This is a genomic window from Hydrogenophaga sp. GW456-12-10-14-TSB4 (genome assembly GCF_059424305.1).
The window spans coordinates 1-2,346 of record NZ_JBWKZH010000140.1 but is presented as its reverse complement, the minus strand read 5'-3'; the positions used below and the strand labels follow the sequence as shown (position 1 = coordinate 2,346).

Annotated in this window: 3 protein-coding genes; 2 read left to right on the top strand and 1 reads right to left on the bottom strand. The window is 70.2% G+C overall.

Annotated elements, in window-relative coordinates; all coding sequences use genetic code 11:
- The coding region (locus AC07ZS_RS29725; protein ID WP_494802022.1) for an IclR family transcriptional regulator domain-containing protein at positions 1–782 on the top strand (782 nt) is incomplete at its 5' end.
- 13 nt (positions 783–795) lie between these two features.
- Here the strand turns inward: AC07ZS_RS29725 and AC07ZS_RS29720 are convergent.
- Positions 796–1,764, bottom strand: a complete 969-nt coding sequence (locus AC07ZS_RS29720) for a 2-hydroxyacid dehydrogenase (RefSeq protein ID WP_494802023.1) — start codon at positions 1,762–1,764, stop codon at positions 796–798.
- A gap of 146 nt (positions 1,765–1,910) precedes the next feature.
- Here AC07ZS_RS29720 and AC07ZS_RS29715 point away from each other — a divergent pair.
- The coding region (locus tag AC07ZS_RS29715; RefSeq protein WP_494802021.1) for a hypothetical protein at positions 1,911–2,346 on the top strand (436 nt) is incomplete at its 3' end.

The window sequence follows — 2,346 nt, the reverse complement described above, 5'->3', positions numbered from 1 at the left end:
CCCCACCGCCCTACACCGCCCCCCAGGACATGGAGCGCCGCGACTGGATCGCCGGCCTGGAGAAGGGCCTGCACCTGATCGAAGCCTTCGACGCCGAGCACTCGCGCCTGACCGCCAGCCAGGCCGCGCAGCGCTGCGGCATGACGCGCACCGCCACCCGCCGCTACCTGCTCACGCTGGTGCACACCGGCCACGTGAGCACCGACGGCAAGCTGTTCTGGCTCACGCCGCGCGTGATGCGCCTGGGCCAGGCCTACCTGGAGTCGGCGCGCCTGCCGCGCGCCGTGCACCCCTACCTGCAGCGCGTGACCGCCGGCACCGGCGAAATCGCCTACACCGCGGTGCTGGACCACGACGAGCTGGTGTACATCGCGCGCAGCGGCGCGCAACGCCACCTGAACACCGGCTACATGCTGGGCTCGCGCGTGCAGCCGCACCTGACGGCCGCCGGCATGGTGATCCTGGGCATGCTCGGGCCCGGCTTCTGGGAGCCCTGGCTCGCGGCGCAGACGCTGCGCCCCTTCACCTCGCACACCGTGCTGGACAAACCGCTGCTGCGCCAGCAGCTGATGCAGGTGCGTGAACAGGGCTGGGCGATTTCGGAGCAGCAGCTGGAGATGAACTACCGGGGCATCGCCGTGCCGCTGTGGGACCACAACGACCAGTTGCTGGGCGCGATGAGCGTGACCATGCCGATGAACAACGAAACCAGCGAGGTCGCGGTCAAGCGCATCCTGCCGGTGCTGCAGGACACCGCGCGCAGCGCGCGCCCGATGCTCTGAGCGTCACCGGGCGTCAGGCCGGCACGGGCGTCAAGGCCCGGCCCGTCTCGAAGAATCCGATCAGGTTGTCCGCCGCCAGGTGGGCCATGCGCAGGCGGGTCGCGCGGCTGGCGCTGGCCATGTGCGGTGTCAGCACCACGTTGGGCAACGCCAGCAGGCCCGGGTGCACCGCCGGCTCGTTCTCGAACACATCCAGCCCAGCAGCGGCAATGCGGCCGCTGCGCAGGGCTTCGATCAGCGCTTCTTCATCGACCACGCCGCCACGCGCGATGTTCACGAGGGTGGCGCCAGGCTTCATGCGCGCGAGCGCGCGCGCGTCGATCACATGGTGCGTGGCAGCGCTGTGGGCCAACGCCAACACCAGATGGTCCGACTGCTGCAACAGGTCGTCCATGCCGACAAAACGGGCCGGCAAGGCGGCCTCGTCCGCCGCCGCCAGGCGCGTGCGGCTGTGGTAGATCACGGGCATGCCGAAGCCCTGCGCGCCACGGCGTGCCACGCCCTGCCCGATGCGGCCCATGCCCAGAATGCCGAGCGTGCTGCCCTGGATGTCGCGTCCGGCCATGAAGTCGAAAGACCATTTCGTCCACCGGCCCTCGCGCACGCAGCGCTCCCCTTCGCCCAGTCGCCGCGCCGCCGCCATCAGCAGCGCGAAGCCGAAATCGGCGGTGGTCTCGGTCAAGACACCGGGCGTGTGCGTGGCCACGACGCCGCGCACCGCCATCGCGGCCAGGTCCAGGTTGCCGAAGCCCACGGCAAGGTTGGCGCAGATGCGCAGCGAGGGGCAGCGCGCCAGCAAGGGCGCATCGATCACATCCCCCGCCGTGGACAGCAGCGCCTGCTTGTCCCGGAGCCGCTCGGCCAGCTGAGCGGCATCCAGCACGGTGTCGGCCTGGTTGCTGTCGACCTCGAAACACGCCTCCAGCCGCTGGATCACCTCGGGAAAGACGGCGCGCGCGATCAACAGGCGGGGTTTGGGCATCGGTGGGTTCATGGTGCGGCCCAGTATCCCGAGCACCCGGGCGCCCAGTCCATGCGTTGAGCGGATCAGCACCATGCGGTCTCGGGCATGGAGTGCAGGAGACCCCGTTCCCATACTCGGCGGCCAGTGCCACCACTTCAGCGCCCATGTCTGCCTCCCCCACCGACGACACCTTGCTCCTGCGCCTTCAAGGCCGTGTTGAATCGCGGCGCGTGCTGCGGCCCGCACCCGACGGCCCCCGCATGGAGATCAGTTTCAGCGCCACGCTGAGCTCCGCCCGGCTCGGTCCGGGCAGCGCGGCCTGCAGCTTCATCGGCCACCTCGGTCCCGATGGCCGCTACCAATGGCGAGGCCGCGGCGCGCTCTTCCTGAGCGCTGGCACCGTCACCACGCGCAGTCGGGGCCAGGGCGAACGCCGGGGCAACACCATCGTCTACCGGGGTGCGATGGTCTTCCAGTCGCACACACCCGCACTGCAATGGCTCGATGGCCTGCAGGCGTCTTTCGAATACGCCCAGGACCTGGCGAGCCTGGACGTCTGCGTGCACTGCCATGACACCGGCACCGCACCGACCGCCCACC

Bases quoted from the DNA above. Each gene is read 5' to 3' on its own strand.
- AC07ZS_RS29720 (WP_494802023.1), bottom strand. From the start codon at position 1,764: ATGCCCAAACCCCGCCTGTTGATCGCGCGCGCCGTCTTTCCCGAGGTG.